This window comes from Sorangium sp. So ce693, from assembly GCF_051521375.1.
Taxonomy (GTDB): domain Bacteria; phylum Myxococcota_A; class Polyangia; order Polyangiales; family Polyangiaceae; genus Sorangium; species Sorangium atrum.
Genome location: NZ_CP150347.1, coordinates 44170 through 60541 on the forward strand (window position 1 = coordinate 44170; position 16372 = coordinate 60541).

Consider the following 16372-nt stretch of genomic DNA (forward strand, 5'->3'; position numbering starts at 1 on the left):
GGCGATCCGCTGGAGGCCGCCGGAGGCCGTCCGAGGTTCCGCGGCCCGGGCCCCTTCATGCGTTCGTCCTCAAATCCGCGCGCGGTTCGACGACGAACGCTCGTCCCCGCGCCGCGCGCCCAGCGGACCACGACCGTCCCGGGCTACCCGGCGGAGGCGCCCCGGGGCGGCGCGTCACGCCGCGAGCTGGTCGAGTCCTCCAGGCGCCAAGCCGTGGTGCACGAGGGGGGACTCGAACCCCCAAGCCTAGCGGCGCCGGAACCTAAAACCGGTGCGTATACCAATTCCGCCACTCGTGCGCGCGGACGCTTGTGGCACCCCACGCCAGCCTCATCAAGCGGGAAAATCAGTTTGCTGCGTTGCGCCGAACGCGTCACGGCGGGGCAGCGCGAGCGGTCCGGACATGTGGCCCGCGGTACGTCGAGCCTGGAGCAACCGGCGGATCGGCGGACCGCGCCGCCCTGGAGGGGCCGCAAACCTGGGCTGGCCCGTGCGCACGAACCGCCCACCGACGGCCAAGGACGCGGTGGGCAAGCCGACAGGGTGGGGGGGCGCTCTTCGTCGGGGCGGAGAGGCGCTGCGGAGGGAGCGCGAAATGGGCACAGCGGCGGCCCCGGGGTCGGCGGGGCAGCCTCACCGGCAGCGACGCTCGAACGACCGGGTTGCCGCCGAGAACAGGGGAAACGAGGCCCGGGCGGCGGCGGCGCCTCCCCCTCGGCACGTGCGTTGCGAAGGGGGGACCGTCCGCGGACGCGGATGCTGCCGCTGAACGACGGAGGGGGCGCGCTCGTCGCCGTCCTCGTCGATGCGGGGCAATTCGACTGCAAGCCGCAGGGATACCCGATGACGTACCAACCGAACGTTCTCCTCCTCGATCAGGACCATGTCCTCCGGAGGGCCACGGCGCTCCTCCTCTGCAACCGCGGCGCGCTCGTCAGCCCGGCCGCGACCTTGGAGGAAGCGATCTCCCTCTCCCGCGAGCGCGTCTACGACGTCGCGCTGATCGATCTCGCCCCCGGAACGAAAGGCGCCCGGGAGATCCTGGGCCGCCTGCGGCGCGAGGGCACGATGCCCCGGCGGGTCATCTTCTGTGCCGAAGAGCCGGTCTCGTGCGACGGCACGGACGACGTCAGCGAGGTCCTGCTCAAGCCGTACGCCTTCGGTCGGCTGCTCAGCACGATCTTCGTCGACCTCCGCGCCCGGGAATCCACGCAGTCCGGGATCTTTCCTCGCCTCCGTCTGGTCCAGGGCGAGATCGGCGAACTGGAGGGGAGCCGCCCGAGCGCGCCTGGCGCTGCGGCGGGCGTGGAAGGCGCGGGAGGCCGCCCCGCCGAGCGGCGCACCTTCATCGAGCCGAACGGCGCCGCGGTGTACCGGCTCCAGCGCAGGCCGCGCAGCGGCCCCTCCGGGCGGACGCTCAGGCCGTCGCGGCGTGCGCCTCGAGGTGCTCGCCATCCCGGATGACGATCCGCCGCCGGTCGAACGCGATCAGGCCGGCGCGCTTCAGCTTGCCCAGCAGCAGGGTGACCGTCTCGCGGGTGGACCCGATCAGCAGCGCGATGTCCGCGTGCGTGAACGGCGCCGACACCAGCTGTCCAGCGGTGTGGGGCTGCCCCCAGCGCCGCGCAGCGGCGCGGAGGAACTCGATCAGGCGCGCTTCGACCGTGCAGAGGAGCAGCGAGCCGAGGCGCGCCTCGGTGTCTAGCTTGCGCGCCACGAGCGCCGCGGCGAGCGCGCCGCGGAGCGCCGCGTCGGACGCGAGCTGCCGCTCGAGACCGGCGAGCGGCACCACGAGCGCGTCCCCCTCGTCGAGCACCGTCGCGCTCTCGGAGGAGACCGTCGCGCCCGCGAGGGCGCCCTCGCCGACGAGGTCGCCGGGCCCGCGGTGCCCGAGCGGAACCACCCGACCGTCGGCGACGCGCTCGACCTTCACGCGACCCGCCCCGATCAGGAACAGGTGCCTCGGCGGCGCACCCTGCTGGCAAACGCACTGCCTGCGCGTGAGCCGCTCGACCCTGCCGAGCTCGAACAGCGCACGCCGGCTCGGCGAGGCCAGCGACGCGAGGGGCGAGCGAGACAGGATCCGCTCCTTCTCGACATCCGGCGACGACGCCCCGCCGCGCACGCCCTCCATCCCGTGCCCGCGCGTAGGTCCGCGCACCTTCGGCTTTCCCATCGCGCCTTCGCCCAACCTTTCGGGATTTCAAGCCTCCCGATCGACGGCCGATAGTGCAACGATCGGCAGATGGGGGCCAATCCGAACTGGCTGCGGGCAGAGCTCCGCGCGGGGCGAAAAATCTACCGCGGCGAAGGCTGAAACCATGTTCAGCGGTGTAGGATGCAAGCCCTGCGCTATTTTTTGGTGCAGACGTGAAAGCAAGACCCGGGCCGCTGCCCCGTTCGATGCTACGTTGGGGGTGAGGCCACCAATGAGACACTCGATGGCACGAACCTCGCGCAATGCCCCGGCCCCCGTTCGGCGGGTGGCGCTGGCGGCGAACTGAGAGAAGGAGCTCCTCATGGGCATGGAGATGAAGCTCCAGTTCAAGCTGTCGCAGCAGCTTGTGATGACCCCGCAGCTGGTGCAGGCCATCCGGCTGCTGCAGCTCTCACGGCTCGAGCTGGTCGACGAGATCAGGAAGGAGCTGGACGGCAACCCTGTCCTCGCGGACGACATGACCGACCCGAAGGCGCGGGACGGCGACAAGGCGGATCAGCGGGGGAGGAACGCCGACCTGCCCACGGAGCAGCGGCTCGAGAACGGCGAGCGGTTCGACCGAGACACCGACATCGCGGCGCGCGAGACGGAGAAGCGGGTCAAGGAGGTGGACTGGGAGCAATTCCTGGAAAACAGGCAGCTCCAGCAGGCCATGCCCGCGCACCGGGGCGGCTTCGAAGAGCTGCCGCCGATCGACCAGAACCTGACGAAGCCGTCGAACCTGCGCGACCACCTGCTCTGGCAGCTCCAGATGAGCGATTTCGTCGAGAACGAGCGGCAGTTCGCGCTGCTCGTCATCGGCAACCTCGACGAGAAGGGGTACCTCGACCTCAAGGGGGGCGAACGTCCGGACGGCACGAAGGGGCCCGACATCAGCCTCGTGGACCTGGCGCGGGAGGCGGAGCTCCACCCCGAGGACGCCGAGGAGGTGCTGTCGATGATCCAGCGCTTCGATCCGGTCGGGGTCGCGGCCCGCGACCTGTCGGAGTGCCTGCGGGTGCAGGCGGAGGTGCTGGGCTTCGACGACATCGAGATGGCCATCATCAAGGACCACCTCCACAACGTGGAGCGGCGCAACTTCCCCGCGATCGCGAAGGCGCTGAAGATCCCGCTGGAGGACGTCTACGACGCGGTCCAGGAGATCCAGAAGCTGGAGAGCGTGCCGGCGCGCAACTTCGCCGAGGTCGACGAGAAGACCATCGCCATCACCCCGGACGTATACGTCATCAAGGACGGCACCCAGTTCGTCGTCACCGACAACGACAAGGGGCTCCAGCGGCTCTACATCAACGAGAACCTCGCCCAGCGGATGCTCCGGGACCCGAAGGCGAAGGAGTTCATCAGCGAGAAGCTCCGGAGCGCGCAGTGGCTGATCCGGGCCATCGAGCAGCGGCGGCGCACGATCATCAAGGTGACCGAGTGCATCGTCGAGAAGCAGCGCGAGTTCCTCGAGCGCGGCGTGGGCTACCTGAAGCCCATGATCCTCAGGGACGTCGCCGAGTCGGTGGGCATGCACGAGTCGACCATCTCCCGCGTGACGTCGAACAAGTACGTGCACACGCCCCAGGGGCTCTTCGAGCTGAAGTACTTCTTCAACTCATCCATCCACAGGGTCGCCGACGAAGACATCGCCTCGGAGAGCGTCAAGCAGGCGATCAAGAAGATCATCGTGGCCGAGGACAAGTCGAACCCCTACAGCGACCAGGCGATCGTCAAGATCCTCGAGGAGACGGACGGCATCAAGATCGCCCGCCGCACCGTGGCCAAGTACCGCGAGATGCTCGGCATCCTGAGCTCGTCGAAGCGCAAGAAGATGTTCTGAGCCGCGGCGGCCGGCCGCGGTCGCCCGCCCCTCGCCACGCCCACCCTCACGGCCCCGAGCCATGCCCGCCGAACCGATCACGGCTGCCCAGATCTTCGAGCGCTTCTTCGCGCCGCACTACCCGCCCGACGCGCTCGCCGACCTGGCAGGCGTGCGCTCCGCGGACGCGAATCCGGCGGGAAACCCGTCGATCCTGGCCCAGATCGACCACGCAGCGGAGGTGTTCGCCCGCCTCGCGCCCGCGGCGTTCGGCGCGCCCGACCTCGGGCTCGACTTCTCCGATGCGTCGGTCCACCGGCTGGGCGCGGCGCTGACGCGCGAGCGACGCGACGCCTGGCTCGCGCCCGCAGGCGGATCCAGCGGCGCGCCGGCGGCGAGCGGGGGCGGAGATGCTCCCATGCTCGTCACCCTCGTGACGCACGGGGCGCTCTACGTCGGGGCGTGCGTCGTGAAGAACCACGGCGGGAAGTGGCAGGTCCGGAGGCCCCTGTGGGAGTCGCTGGTCCGGCTCGAGTCGCGCGCAGGGACGGGCGATCTCGCGATCTTCCAGTGGTGGCTCAAGGCGCTCAGCGACGAGGAGATCGGCCGCGGCAGGCTCGTGGATCGCTACCGCACCCACGTGGAGGTGCCGACGTTCGACGCGGAGCGGCTGCCGATCATCGCCGCGGGCGACCGACGGATCCCGAAGCTCGCGAAGGTCCGCTACGACACGCTCTACAAGCACCTCCGCGCGCACGTGCCAGAGCTCAGGTCCGTGGGCGACGACTTCCCGTCCCCGGAGCGCTTCGAGGAGATGGGCTTCAAGGGCCTGGAGTTCGCGCTGCTCGGCGGCGGGCGGATGCTCCTCATGCACGGGGCGACAGCGGACGGGGTGCACCTGCTCTGGCTCGACGCGAACGGCTTCGTGAAGTCGCTTTACTACCCGGCGGACAGCTTCCCCGCCCACGTGGTCCAGATCGAGGGCCAGAAGATCCGGGTGATCGTGCCCGTCCGCGGCGAGAGCCAGGTGCACGAGATGCTCTGGTGGGGGGCGTAGCCGTGCGCCGCCAGGCGGCGCTCGCGCCGGGCTGACGACGCGCTCCGGGGTGGCGCTCGCGCCGGGCTGACGACGCGCTCCGGGGTGGCGCTCGCGCACGGAGCGCGCCGGCGGTAGGCTCGCCCCGTGCTCTCGCCCGACGTCCGCTTCGAGGGGTTCACCGCGACCGACTGGGTTCGCGTGCTGTCGTTGTTCCGGCCCAGGCGCACGGGCATCGACGAGCGCGAGGTCGGCCGGCCGCGCGGCGGCGTCGTCGCGGTCCACGCGGGCGGCAAGCTCAGAAAGCTCGTGCACACGGACGCGGGCCGGCTCCGGATCGACGACGCGCAGCGCGCCGTCCCGCTCTCCGCGGAGGAGCTCGCCGCCAGCCACCACGCGAGCTGGGCCGCCGTGCTCGAGGCGGGCGTCCTCGAGGCCATCGTGGAGCGGTTCGGCGCGCGGGTGCGGCGCGGCGACGACCTCATCGCCCAGTCGCTCCTGCTGCTGCAGCTCGCCCGCGAGGAGCTCCTCGTGGGGAGGATCGATCTCTGGCCGGCGAGGCTGCGCGGCGTGCCGATCCCCTCGGCGGGCGTCGTGCGCGGCACGCTGGAGTCGCTCGCCGGGATCGGCAAGACGGTGGTGATCGGCCTGTTCGAGGGCGGGGAGCTCTGGACGAGCGTCGCGCTCCGCCGCGACGCCCGCGGGATCAACCTGATCCTCGGGCCGGACGAGGTGCGGGAGGACATGGGGCTGCTCGCGGGCGACTGGCGCCGCGACTACCGGCACCTCTCGCGCGCCATCGAGGAGCGGGCAGGGGAGCTCTCGCTCGGCTGCTTCGCGGAGGCGGAGACCATCCGGCAGCTCGAGGTCGACCCGAGCCCGGGCGCCTGGGCCAGGGCGGTGGCGGTGCGCGACGTGATCCTCGCGCCGGTGCCGGCGGCCCTCGCCATCCCGCTCGGGATCGACGCGGGGCGCGCGGCGCTCAGCGCGCTCCGCGCGCTCGTGGAGCGGATCGACCCGATGGGGATCGTGGCGCCGGCGGTGCGGGCGGTGCTCGAGCGGGCCGGGACCGACAGCGACATGGCCGCGATGCTGCCGTTCCACCCGCTGGAGCTCCTCCGCAAGCTGATCAGCCGGGATCGCTGAGCCGGCGCGGCCGCGCCGCAGCGCAGCCCGCGCTCCAGCACGGCCGCGCGCGCGTCCAGCGCGGCCGCGTGGCCTGGCTCAGGGGTGCGCGGTGCTCGAGTCGCCGCCCTGGACGGCGGGCGCGAGCTGGAAGCGGCGCTCCTCGCAGGCATACGCCGTCGGGGTCAGCTCGATGACTGTGTGCAGCGGGATCGGCAGCGTCGGACACGAGGGCGCCGGGCGATCCACGAGGTAGGCGTAGAGCGCGCGCAGCACCGCCTGGTGGCCGATCACGAGCACGGGAGAGCGCTGGCGCTCGAGCTGGATGATGAGCGGGTCGAGGCGCTGGATGACGTCCTCGTAGGACTCGCCGCGCGGGTAGCGGTAGCGGAACTTGTCGGCCGCGCGCGCGTTGAAGACCTCGGGCATCTGCTGGCGGATCTCTTCGTACGTCATGCCCTCGCAGACGCCCGCGTCGATCTCGTCGAGGGCGCGCCAGGCGACGTGGTTCTGCGTCATGGGGCGCGCGGTCTGGATGGTGCGGCGCAGCGTGCTCGTCCAGACGTTGACGTGCTCGTCGCCGGCCCGCTCGCGGATGAACGCGGAGAGGTTCTTCGCGTACTCGTCGCCGCGCGCGCTGAGATCGGAGTCGCCGCCGAGCAGCCCCTTCTCGTTGAACACGCTCTCCCCGTGGCGCGTCAGCCAGATCGGGTGCGGCGTGAGGTGCATGTTCATCAAGAGCGGGACGAGGCGCGCCGGCAGGTAGCCGTGGATGCGGTTCAGCACGACCTGGCGGCCGACGTCGATGATCTTGATGTAGCTCCGCTCGGGCTCGCCGAGCGGCTCGTACGCGCGGGCGTAGTGCGCGATGCGCGCGCGGAAGTCGCGCAGCGCCGCCTCCGGGTCGACGCCCTGGTAGTCCGGCGAGCGGAGCTTCGTCTCGCGGACGTTCGTCTCGATGATCGACTCGTCGTTGCAGATCGACTCGATGAAGACGACCGGGAAGCCGTGCGCCTGGCAGCGCTCGGTGACGAGGTTCCGGCGAGCGCGCGTGCTGTTCGTGGCGTCGTAGATCGCCACCTCGCCGCCGGAGCTGAGCCAGCCGATGAGGTCGTCGAGGGCGGTCATCGCCATGCCGAGGAGCGCCTGGCGTCCCGCGGTGTTGTTGGGGTCGAAGAACTGGTGCGGCTGCGCGGTGCCGAGGTGCGCGCGGCGGTAGTTGCCCACGTTGAAGAGCCGCGTGGGGTGGCCGAGCCACGACAGGTACCGCGCGATCTTGCGGGCGATGGACGTCTTCCCGCGGGCGGGCAGGCCCACCATGGCGAGCACGATCGGCGAGGAGTCGCGCGCGAGCGAGACCATGGGAGCGTTCTAGCCGATGACGGTACGGCCGGCGACGATGACGGAGAGCAGGCGGCCGCTGCGCTGTCCGTCGCGCCGGTACGAGAAGAAGCGGGCGGGGTCACACGCCGTGCAGCCAGGGACGTCCTCGACCGAGGTTGCGTCCAGGCCGACCTCGGTGAGCTGGGCCTTGAGGATGCGGCGGACGTCGACGTGCGGGCGCGCGCCGGGCGCCCCGCGGACGACGGCGGCGGCGCCCGCGCTGGAGCACGCGGCGAGATCGGCGGCGACGTCGTCGCCGACCTCGAAGCAGCAGGCCTCGATGTGCGGGCCGATGGCCGCGACGAGCTCCGCGCCGGGGCCGGCGAGCGAGCGGAGCGCGCGGGCCGCCTCGACCACGACCCGGCGGACGGTCCCACGCCAGCCGCTGTGGATTGCGGCGACGGCGCCGGTCCGGCGATCGGCGAGGAGGATCGGGGCGCAGTCGGCGCTGCGGACACCGCAGCCGACGCCGGGCACGCGCGAGAGGGTCACGTCCCCGACCTCGCGGACGACGTCGTCGCGATCCTCCTCACCGGTGAGGACCCGCGCCTCGACGCCGTGGACCTGGCTGAGGAAATAGAGCCGGGCCGCCGGGATGCCGAGGCGCCGCGCGGCGCGCTCCAGGTTCTCCCGGACGGCGGCGGGATCGTCGCCGAGGGCGATGGCGAAGCTCAGGGTGTCCCACGGGGGGGCGCTGACGCCGCCGCGCCGGGTGAAGAAGGCGTGCGAGAAGCCGGCGGCGGCGAGGAGCGGGCTCTCGAGCGCCTCGGCGGCCCCGGGGGCGTCAATTTTTACGGTCATTTTGGCTCCACGGTGGGATCCGATGCGTCCGCTGCTTCGGTCATAGACGATACGGGTGGGTTGCGTGGTATTTTCCGGCTCCACGCATGGCTGCCGGTCCGGACCCGAATATCGGTCGAGATCTGCTCGGAGGGCAGTTCCAGATCCTTCAGAAGATCGGCTCCGGCGGCATGGGGTCGGTCTACAAGGCCGCGCAGCCGGCGATGAACCGGATGGTGGCGGTGAAGATCCTCCACCCCAAGCTCGCGAACCGGAAGGATCTCGTCTCGCGCTTCCGCCGCGAGGCGCGGGCGATGAGCCACCTCACGCACCCGAACACGGTCAAGGTGCTGCTCTACGGCGAGCTCGAGGACGGCTCGCTGTACATCGTGATGGAGTACCTGGAGGGCAAGAACCTGAACCAGGTGGTCCGCAAGGAAGGGCCGCTGCCCGTCGAGCGCGCGATCCCGGTCCTCATCCAGGTCTGCGGCGCGCTGCAGGAGGCGCACATCCAGGGGATCGTGCACCGCGATCTCAAGCCCGAGAACATCTTCCTGTCGACCAACGGCGGGCTGAAGGACTACCCGAAGGTGCTCGACTTCGGCCTCGCGAAGGTGACGGAGCGGGAGCTCAGGCCGGGGTCGGTGATGCTCACGCAGGAGGGCATGGTCTTCGGGACGCCGGAGTTCATGTCGCCCGAGCAAGCGCAGGGCAAGGTGCTCGACGCGCGCAGCGACATCTACTCGCTCGCGACCATCCTGTACGAGGTGCTCACGGGCAAGCTGCCGTTCGAGGCGCGGACGCCCATGGAGTACATCCAGCACCACGTGACGAGGAACCCGATCCCGCTCGACGACCGCGTCCCCGGGAAGCAGTTTCCGCCGGGGCTCAGCGCGGTGCTCGCCAAGGCGCTCGAGAAGCGGCCCGAGGATCGGTTCGAGTCGGCCGCGGAGTTCGCTGACGCGCTCAAGCCGTTCGCGGGCGGCGCGGGCAAGGGCTACACGGCGATGATGCCGAAGAAGGCGAACGCGGTGCTCGAGCAAGCGTCGAAACAGCACGCCGCCGCGCTCCAGGCGAACAAGGCGCCCGCGCCGTCCGCGTTCAAGTCGCCGGCGAAGACGGTGAAGATGGTCCAGCAGCCGCCGGCGCCGTCCGCGAAGCCGGCGCCCGCGCCGGCGCCCCTCGCCAAGCAGCCCAAGGCGCCGGCCAAGGCGGAGGCGAAGCCGTTGCTCCTCGTTGGCATCGCGGCGGGCTGCCTGATCGCGGGCATCCTGATCACCATCGTGGCCATGCGGCTGTTCCAGGGCTGATCCTCCGCGAGCGCGCCCCGGATCGAGGCGAGCCTCCGCGGGCGTGCTAGCGTCGCCGCGCCGGCGCGCCGGGCGCTCTGGATGCGCATCGCCTGCGCCAGCGTTCACGGGGACGGCGTCATGGCCTCGGAGCAATCACGGAACTCAGCGGGAAACGGGGACGATCCGGTCAGGAAGACCGATGCGCCGGATCAGGCGTCGGATCCGGTGCGTCAAGCATCGGATCCGCTGCGCCGAGCGTCGGATCCGCTGCGTCAGGCATCGGACCCGCTGCGCCGAGCATCGGACCCGCTGCGTCAGGCGTCGGATCCGCTGCGTCAGGCGTCGGATCCGCTGCGTCAGGCATCGGATCCGCTGCGTCAGGCATCGGATCCGCTGCGTCAGGCATCGGATCCGCTGCGTCAGGCATCGGATCCGCTGCGTCAGGCGTCAGAGCCACCCGCGCGGCGGTCGGGGCCGCCGGGGCGAGGGAGCGAGCCGCCTGAGCGGATCAGCGGCGCAACGCGGCCGGCGAGCGCGCCGCACCTCGAGGGCGCGCAGCGCCCGTCCAGCCAGCCGGAAGGCGCGCCCCCGCAGGAGAGAGGCCCCGGGATCGCGACGTGGGCGAAGCGCATCGGGATCGCGCTCGCGGCGCTGCTCGTGCTCGCCGCCGCCACGATCGCGCTCGTCATCCGGCACTACGAGGCCGATCTCCCCTCGACCCATGAGCTCAAGGACTACAGGCCCCCGCAGGTGACGCGCATCCTCGCGCGCGACGGGACGCGCCTCGGCGAGGTCTTCACCGAGCGGCGCACCGTGGTGCGCATCGGCGAGATCCCGAGCCAGGTGAAGCTGGCCGCGCTCGCCGCCGAGGACGCGGGCTTCTACGAGCACGCGGGGCTGAACTACCTCGGCATGCTCCGCGCCCTCGCGGTGAACCTCCGCTCGACCCGGGCCCGGCAGGGCGCGAGCACCATCACGCAGCAGGTCGTGAAGAACGTCCTGCTCACGCCGGACCGGACCTTCAACCGCAAGGCGCGCGAGATCATCCTCGCCCGGAAGATCGAGCAGGAGCTCACCAAGGACGAGATCCTGGAGCTCTACCTCAACAAGATCTACTTCGGCCACGGCCGCTACGGGGTCGAGGAGGCGAGCCGCTACTACTTCGGGAAGAGCGTGCGCGACGTGACGCTCGCCGAGGCCGCGCTGCTCGTCGCCGTCGTGAAGGGGCCGTCGGTGTACTCGCCGCGGGTGAACCTCGAGCGCGCCGTGGCGCGGCGGGACTTCGTGCTCGATCAGATGCAGCGCAAGGCCTTCGCGGACGAGATCCAGGTGGCGCAGGCGAAGCAGGAGCCGGTCGTGCTCGCCGTCGAGACCGAATCGCTCGCCGAGCTCGCGCCCGAGGTGGTCGCCGAGGCGCAGCGCCTGCTGCGCGAGCTCGTCGGGCCCGCCGCGCAGCGGGGCGGCTACACGATCACGACCACGATCGATCCGGCGATGCAGGCGGCGGCGCGCGCGTCCGTCCGCAAGAACCTCGACGCCTACGCGAAGCGGCACAAGCTCCTCGGCCCGCTCGCGCGGAGCAAGAAAGAGCCGCCGGCCTTCGAGGGGACGCCCGCCGGACACAAGGTCTTCCGGGGGGTCGTGACGGGCGCCGACGACGCCCGAGGGACGCTCTCGGTGCGCGTGGGCACGCTGGAAGGCACGGTCACGCTCCGCGGCGCGCAGCGGTACAACCCGAACGGCCTCCCGCCGAGCAAGTTCGCCGACGTCGACAAGGTCGTGCGCGTCAGCCTGATCGGCCCCGCGCCGGAGCCGGTCGTCGAAGCGGCCGCCGCAGGCCAGGAAGAGGACGAGGACGCCGCCGGAGAGGGAGGGCGCGCCGCGCCCGCGGGCAAACCGGGGAAGCCCGCGGCCCCGGCGCCGCTGCGGCTCGAGCTCGGACCCGAGGGGGCGCTCGTCGCGATCGACGTGCGGACGCGAGAGATCGTCGCGCTCGTTGGCGGCTACGAGGCGGTGCGCGGGGGGCTCGACCGGGCGACGTTCGCGCGGCGGCAGCCTGGGTCGACGTTCAAGGCGTTCGTCTACGGCTACGGCATCCACGCGCGCACGCTGACGCCGGCGACGATCCTCGACACCGATCCGCTGGCCATCGCCGGGTACAAGCCGCAGAACTACGATGAGAGCGAGGGGGAGTCGCCGGCGCGGCTCCGGGAGGCCGTGGCGCACAGCGTGAACGTGGCCGCGGTGTCGGCGCTGTCGCGCGTCGGCGCCTCGAACGTGGTCGCCTTCGCCGGCGCGCTCGGCGTCCAGTCGAAGCTCGGCGCAGACCTGTCGCTCGCCCTCGGCGCCTACGAGGTCACGCCGCGCGAGATGGCCGCCGCGTACGCGAGCATCGCCGCGGGCGGCGTCCACGAGCAGCCGGTCCTGATCACGAAGATCGTCGGGCCCGGCGGGGTGGAGATCCCGCTGCCGCCGCGCCCTCCGGGGCATCGCGTGATGGAGGAGGCGGAGGCCTACGTGCTCACGAGCGTGCTGACGTCGGTCGTGCAGAGCGGGACCGCCAAGCAGGCGCGCTCGCTGGGGCGCCCGATCGCCGGCAAGACGGGGACGACGAACCAGGCGAAGGACACCTGGTTCGTGGGCTACTCGACCGACATCGCGTGCGCCGTGTGGACCGGCTACGACGACGCGGCGCCGCTCGGCAACGGCGAGGTGGGCGCCACGGCGGCGCTGCCGGCGTTCGTGGACTTCATGAAGCAGGCGCACGCGAAGCGCCCGGCCGCCGATTTCCCGGTGCCGAGCGGCGTCGTGCGCGTGAAGATCGATCCGCGGACGGGTCTCCTCGCGCGCGAGGGGCAGGAAGACGCCATCGAGGAGGTGTTCGTCGCCGGGACGGAGCCGACCGAGGAGGCGCAGATCCCCGAGGCGGACGCGGGCGCGGAGCCGGCGGACGGCGGGGCGCCAGCCGAGCCGCAGGGGACCGCGCCGGCGCCAGGGGAGGGGCCGCGGCCAGTAGAGCCGGAGGGCGCGCCAGCGCCGGTCGAGTCGGAGCACGCGCCGGAGCCGGGCCCGCTGCCGGCCGGCGAGACGGCGCCGCCGCCGTTCTGAGCGGCACGAGCGCTCTGATCGGCGAGAGAGGCGGGGGAGGCCGAGGTGGAGGGAGAGACTCTCGCTCATGCTCCGCGCGTTGCGCGCGAAATCGAAGATCTGCCCGTCCAGCGTCACGCCTCGAAGGTAGTTCCCTCGATAGCCATCCTCCGCCAGGAAGAGCTCTCCCCAGGGGGCGATGGTGATGTTGTCCGGCGGATGCGTCGTCGCATGGGGATGATCCACGTCGGAGCACCACCACGCGAAAGGCACGGGGCGATTGCCACAGGGGCGCCGCGGGGCCGATGCAACGGGAGGAACGCAATGCCACACACGCCGAGAGGTCGAGTCGGCGAGCGCGCTGGCCGGGACACACTCCGACTCTGCGGCGTCACCCCACCTGGCCGCCGTCAGCAACGTCACGGGCCAGGACCTTCGAGGACACCCGGCCGATGAGCCGCCGCAGGACCTGCTTCGCGCCGATCGCGCCGCCAGCGCCGACCGCGAAGACGAGCGGCGCCGCGGCGCCGCCGGTCACCGCGACGAGGCCCGCCGCGAGCAGCACGCCGGCGCCGGTCGCCACCGCGCCTGTCGAGGCCTCCTGCGCCGCGTGCGCGAGCGCTTCGTTCCGCGTCATCTCGCCTCGCTGGTAGGCCGTGACGCCCTCGTAGGCACCGAAGGCGCCGTCGAGCACGAACCCGATACCGGCCGCCTTGCCCGCGCCCTTCAGGACCTCCCGGCCCGCGGCCCTCATCGCCTCTCGGGCCAGCCCCTTCGCGACCGCGGCCGAGACGCCGTCGGTGAGCGCCGCCTGGCCCACGTGCCGCCCCGCTGCCTGCGCGACCATCGCGGCGGCCTGCGTTCCGCCCTGTTCCGCGATGATCTTCGCCGTCGTCTGCGCGCCAAGCGAGAGCCCGGGCGCCAGCGCGTCCACGACCGCCGTGGTGTTCTCGACCATCACGCGCCGCAGGCCCTCCCGCGTGCCCTCGTCGAGGAGCCTCTTGCCCGCCGCCGAGAACAGCGCCTCCGCCGCCCCGCGGACGGCGACCGCGCCGCTCCCTGCAATCGAACCAAGGATCTTGTTTCGCTGTGAGCTCATCTCGACCTCCCCGCCTCGCGCGCCCTCGCCTCGATCATGGGGTAGCGCCCGGGTGCGGAAAGACAAGCTCAGCGACGCGCGCCCCCACGTTGCCTGCCGCGTCACGGCGCCGGCCGCGTCCGATCGCTGGACCTCAAAACCTCACGAGCAGGCGCGAGCCGAGGCCGCCCGGGGTCGGCGTGAGGACGAGCTCTGCCGCCGGCTTGCCAGGGGCTGGCGACGTGGGCTCGGAAGGGCTCAGCAGGAGCAGCGTGACGCCGGCGCCGATCCCGACCAGGCCGACGCCGGCGAAGACGCTGGCGAGCGTCGAGGCGGTCTTGCCCGTGTCGTAGTCGCCCTGGAGCGACGGCGGGCACTCGTAGGCGCCTCCGCCGGCGGGGGAGCACCCGTCCTCGACCGCGGACAGCGCGCCGGCGCGCACGGCCAGCGCCACGACGGTCGCGATCGCGCCCGCGCCGCCGACGCCGAGCGCGACGTAGCCGCCCATGCGAATGCCGCTGGGCGGCGTGCCGGAGGTGCTCGGCGCGGAGGGCGCGTCGCGCGCCGGGAGCGGAGCGGGCACGGTCAGCGTCACGACCTGACGGGCGCCAGGCGCGAGCTCGGCGCGCTCCGCGATGGGCGCGGCGCCGCCGTAGAACAGCTCGACCGTGTGGGCGCCGAGATCGCGCTCGAGCTCGACGCCGAGGAGCCTCGGGTCGAGGGGCTTGCCGTCCAGCACCACCTGGACCGGCGGCTTCCCCTCGGCGCCTTTCAGCCGGACGGTCAACGTCCCGACCTTGCTGCCGAGCGCCCGGTAGCGGGCCTCGGCGTCCTCCGTCCACCCGGCGTACTTCGCCTCGTTGGACTGGAGCGCGGCGCGCCGGAGATCCCACCAGTCTCGCCTCGCCGAGGCATAACGGCCGAGCTCCTCCTCGCACTCGGCGATGTTCCTGAGCGCGCCGAGCCCCTCGGGGTAGATCTCCAGCGCGCTCCGGAAGGCGAGGACCGCCTGGTCGCACTGTCCGGCGCTCCGCAGCTCGCGGCCCCGGGCGAACAGCGTCTTCGCGTCCTCCTCGGCCCCGATGGCGAGCGCGCGCGCCGGCGCCGCCGCGAGCAAGGCGACGCTGCAGAGCGTGATGAGCCGTCGCTCAAAAGGTCTCACTCTTGTCGATCTCCTTGCGGCGCCGGGGCACCGTGGGCGCGGCGGTCGCCGTCGCGCGCGGGGCGACCCTGTCACTCCCGGGGCGGCGCTGGGACGAGCGCGGCTGCGCAGGCGCTGCGGAGGCCGGCGGCGCGGGCGCGGCTGTGGAAGCAGGCGCCGCCGCGGAGGCCGGCTGCTCGGCTGCGGTGGGCTGCTGCGGCGCTGGCGGCGAGCGCAGCGCCACGCCCTGGAGCGCGCCCCGCACGCCGGGGGCCACCAGCCGCGCCGGCTGCTCCAGGCGCGGCCGATCGAGCAGGCGCGCCGCCAGCGCGGCGGTCCCTCCGACGAGCGCGGTCAGGCAGGCCAGCGCCACGGCGGGCGCCACCCGAGGCCGCCGCGGCGGCGCGACCTCCGCGGGCCGCTCGGGCGGCGGCGCCGAGAGCGCGGCGTGGTAGGCCCCGACCATCTCGCGGATCGAGGCGAACCGCTGCGCCGGCCCCTTCGCGAGGGCGCGCGAGAACCAGGCGTCGAGCCCCGGGGGAAGCGACCGCTTGATCTCCGTGGCAGGCTCGAAATCGCGGGTGCTGACCGCCACGATGATCTCCGCGATGCTGTTGCCGTGAAAAGGCGTCCAGTCCGTCAGCACCTCGTAGGCCAGCACGCCGAGCGCCCAGACATCGGCCCGCGCGTCGACCGCGAGCGGCGAGGCGAGCTGCTCCGGGCTCATGTAGTTCGGCGAGCCCAGCATGACGTCGGCCTCCGTCTCCTGCGGTCGATCCAGGCCCAGATCGCCGTGCAGCGCCTTGGCGATGCCGAAATCCGCGACCTTCACCGTCAGCTCCGCGCCGGGCGTGTCGACGAGCATCACGTTCGAAGGCTTCAGGTCGCGGTGCACGATGCCCATGTCGTGCGCCACGGTGAGCGCGTCCCCGATCTGATCAAGGATGTGCCCGAAGCGCACCGGATCGATCGGTCCCTTCTGGCGCACCTCGGCGAACAGCGTTCGCCCCGGGATGTACTCCATCACGAGGTAAGGGATGTCGTCGTGAACCCCCGCGTCGTGGACCGCGACGATGTGCCGCGTGCGCGCGCTCAGGCGGGCCGAGATCTGGGCCTCGAACCGGAACCTCTCCAGGACGGTGCGGCTCCGCTCCGCGTCGCCGGTCAGCGAGGCGCTGAGGAACTTCACGGCGAGCTCGGTCTTGAGCGTGACGTGCACGGCGAGCCAGACCTCGGCCATGCCCCCGCGCCCGAGCGGTTGGACCAGCCGGTATTTGCCCTCGACGACCTCGTCGGGGGTGTGCTGCCAGATGTCCGACTCGTCGGCGCCGGCGTGACGAGCCGCCGCGCTCGGGCTGATCCGCACGGTCGGCGGTATGCGGGGCGTGGCGGCGTCCACGCCCGAAGGATAGTGGATGCTGCGCGCGTGAC

At 72.3% G+C, this 16372-nt stretch carries 12 protein-coding genes, 1 tRNA gene and 1 pseudogene; 6 read left to right on the plus strand and 8 right to left on the minus strand.

Annotated elements, in window-relative coordinates; translation table 11 throughout:
- Positions 1 to 214 precede the first annotated feature (214 nt).
- Positions 215 to 299 (minus strand) — tRNA-Leu (locus WMF14_RS00160).
- Positions 300 to 756: 457 nt separating this feature from the next.
- On the opposite strand from WMF14_RS00160, the gene WMF14_RS00165 reads away from it, so the two are divergent.
- Positions 757 to 1464 carry a response regulator gene (locus WMF14_RS00165; RefSeq protein WP_437798122.1) on the plus strand — a complete coding sequence of 236 codons (708 nt, stop codon included), beginning with the start codon at positions 757 to 759 and terminating at the stop codon, positions 1462 to 1464.
- On the opposite strand, the gene WMF14_RS00170 is transcribed toward WMF14_RS00165, so the two are convergent.
- On the minus strand, positions 1418 to 2176 hold the full coding sequence (locus WMF14_RS00170; protein ID WP_437798124.1) for a Crp/Fnr family transcriptional regulator: 759 nt from the start codon (positions 2174 to 2176) through the stop codon (positions 1418 to 1420). The genes WMF14_RS00165 and WMF14_RS00170 overlap by 47 nt on opposite strands.
- Before the next feature lie 343 nt (positions 2177 to 2519).
- Here WMF14_RS00170 and rpoN point away from each other — a divergent pair, with 343 nt between their 5' ends.
- The 3 genes from rpoN (at position 2520) to WMF14_RS00185 (ending at position 6201) form a co-directional block, all read left to right on the plus strand.
- On the plus strand, positions 2520 to 4040 hold the full coding sequence (gene rpoN / locus WMF14_RS00175; protein WP_272097078.1) for an RNA polymerase factor sigma-54: 1521 nt from the start codon (positions 2520 to 2522) through the stop codon (positions 4038 to 4040).
- A 61-nt stretch (positions 4041 to 4101) separates the two neighbouring features.
- On the plus strand, positions 4102 to 5076 hold the full coding sequence (locus WMF14_RS00180; protein ID WP_437798126.1) for a hypothetical protein: 975 nt from the start codon (positions 4102 to 4104) through the stop codon (positions 5074 to 5076).
- Positions 5077 to 5202: 126 nt separating this feature from the next.
- Entirely contained in the window at positions 5203 to 6201 is a 999-nt protein-coding gene (locus WMF14_RS00185) for a hypothetical protein (protein ID WP_272097081.1), read from the plus strand.
- Positions 6202 to 6279: 78 nt separating this feature from the next.
- Here the strand turns inward: WMF14_RS00185 and WMF14_RS00190 are convergent, their stop codons facing one another.
- Positions 6280 to 7542: a bifunctional nucleoside/nucleotide kinase/histidine phosphatase family protein gene (locus WMF14_RS00190; protein WP_437297096.1), complete on the minus strand. Its 1263-nt coding sequence runs from the start codon at positions 7540 to 7542 to the stop codon at positions 6280 to 6282.
- A gap of 9 nt (positions 7543 to 7551) precedes the next feature.
- A complete protein-coding gene (gene pgeF, locus WMF14_RS00195; RefSeq protein ID WP_437798128.1) occupies positions 7552 to 8364 on the minus strand; it encodes a peptidoglycan editing factor PgeF in 813 nt (270 codons plus the stop codon).
- A gap of 86 nt (positions 8365 to 8450) precedes the next feature.
- Between pgeF and WMF14_RS00200 the strand changes: the two genes are divergently transcribed.
- A complete protein-coding gene (locus tag WMF14_RS00200) occupies positions 8451 to 9653 on the plus strand; it encodes a serine/threonine-protein kinase (RefSeq protein WP_437798130.1) in 1203 nt (400 codons plus the stop codon).
- 639 nt (positions 9654 to 10292) lie between these two features.
- Positions 10293 to 12743, plus strand: a complete 2451-nt coding sequence (locus WMF14_RS00205) for a PBP1A family penicillin-binding protein (protein ID WP_437798131.1) — start codon at positions 10293 to 10295, stop codon at positions 12741 to 12743.
- Positions 12744 to 12830: 87 nt separating this feature from the next.
- On the opposite strand, the pseudogene WMF14_RS00210 reads toward WMF14_RS00205, so the two are convergent.
- The 4 genes and pseudogenes from WMF14_RS00210 to WMF14_RS00225 all read right to left on the minus strand — a co-directional run.
- A pseudogene (locus WMF14_RS00210) lies at positions 12831 to 13145 on the minus strand (alkaline phosphatase PhoX); the annotation flags it as partial.
- Positions 13114 to 13821 carry a hypothetical protein gene (locus WMF14_RS00215; RefSeq protein WP_437798133.1) on the minus strand — a complete coding sequence of 236 codons (708 nt, stop codon included), beginning with the start codon at positions 13819 to 13821 and terminating at the stop codon, positions 13114 to 13116. The gene WMF14_RS00215 and the pseudogene WMF14_RS00210, both read right to left, overlap by 32 nt.
- A gap of 133 nt (positions 13822 to 13954) precedes the next feature.
- Positions 13955 to 14962, minus strand: coding sequence for a tetratricopeptide repeat protein (locus WMF14_RS00220; RefSeq protein ID WP_437798135.1), 1008 nt, complete (start codon positions 14960 to 14962; stop codon positions 13955 to 13957).
- Positions 14949 to 16340, minus strand: coding sequence for a serine/threonine-protein kinase (locus tag WMF14_RS00225; RefSeq protein ID WP_437798136.1), 1392 nt, complete (start codon positions 16338 to 16340; stop codon positions 14949 to 14951). The genes WMF14_RS00220 and WMF14_RS00225 overlap by 14 nt, the downstream gene beginning before the upstream one ends.
- Between the last annotated feature and the right edge of the window lie 32 nt (positions 16341 to 16372).

Coding starts and splice junctions, on each gene's coding strand:
- WMF14_RS00165 (WP_437798122.1), top strand. CDS start 757: ATGCTGCCGCTGAACGACGGAGGGGGCGCGCTCGTCGCCGTCCTCGTC.
- WMF14_RS00170 (WP_437798124.1), bottom strand. CDS start 2,176: ATGGGAAAGCCGAAGGTGCGCGGACCTACGCGCGGGCACGGGATGGAG.
- rpoN (WP_272097078.1), top strand. CDS start 2,520: ATGGGCATGGAGATGAAGCTCCAGTTCAAGCTGTCGCAGCAGCTTGTG.
- WMF14_RS00180 (WP_437798126.1), top strand. CDS start 4,102: ATGCCCGCCGAACCGATCACGGCTGCCCAGATCTTCGAGCGCTTCTTC.
- WMF14_RS00190 (WP_437297096.1), bottom strand. CDS start 7,542: ATGGTCTCGCTCGCGCGCGACTCCTCGCCGATCGTGCTCGCCATGGTG.
- pgeF (WP_437798128.1), bottom strand. CDS start 8,364: ATGACCGTAAAAATTGACGCCCCCGGGGCCGCCGAGGCGCTCGAGAGC.
- WMF14_RS00200 (WP_437798130.1), top strand. CDS start 8,451: ATGGCTGCCGGTCCGGACCCGAATATCGGTCGAGATCTGCTCGGAGGG.
- WMF14_RS00215 (WP_437798133.1), bottom strand. CDS start 13,821: ATGAGCTCACAGCGAAACAAGATCCTTGGTTCGATTGCAGGGAGCGGC.